This window comes from Microbacterium azadirachtae (assembly GCF_000956545.1).
In the GTDB taxonomy this organism is placed as follows: Bacteria; Actinomycetota; Actinomycetes; order Actinomycetales; family Microbacteriaceae; genus Microbacterium; species Microbacterium azadirachtae.
In genome coordinates, this window is sequence record NZ_JYIT01000001.1 from 1 (window position 1) to 496 (window position 496).

Here is a 496-nt window from a genome sequence, read left to right on the forward strand (position 1 = left end):
GCCCTCTCCGACGAGGTCGTAGCCGACGTAGGCGTCGATCGCGGCGTTCCAGTAGGGTCCGAATGCGGGGTGGCGCTTCCAGTACGCCCGGTAGGCCTCCTCGTGGGGGAAGGTCATCGAGAGTCGTTCGAGCGCAGGACCCAGGAGGGAAGCTGCGGCCTGTTCCTCGGAAAGATCGGCCGGGCGCGGGATGGGCAGGCCCCCGTCGACCAGTACGACGCCCGCCACGCGCTCGGGATGGCGCTGAGCGAACCGCGTGGCGATGAAGGCGCCCATCGAATGCCCCAGGATCAACGCTCGCTCAACGCCGGCGTGATCGAGAACAGCGGTCAGGTCTTCGATGTGCTGCGCGAAACCGTAGGGAGGCGGCAACGCACCGCTCCCGCCTCGGCCACGCAGATCCGGCGCGATGATCCATCGCTCGGGGAGCCTCTCCGCGACGAGATCCCAGGCCCGGTGGGTCGCGGTGATCCCATGGATCGCGAGGACCGGCGTC

Annotated in this window: 1 protein-coding gene; it reads right to left on the minus strand. The window is 69.0% G+C overall.

Features of this window, described 5'->3' with window-relative positions; translation table 11 throughout:
• Positions 1-480, minus strand: a 480-nt coding sequence (locus RL72_RS00005) for an alpha/beta fold hydrolase (protein ID WP_346218179.1), incomplete at its 3' end; no start/stop codon positions are given.
• Between the last annotated feature and the right edge of the window lie 16 nt (positions 481-496).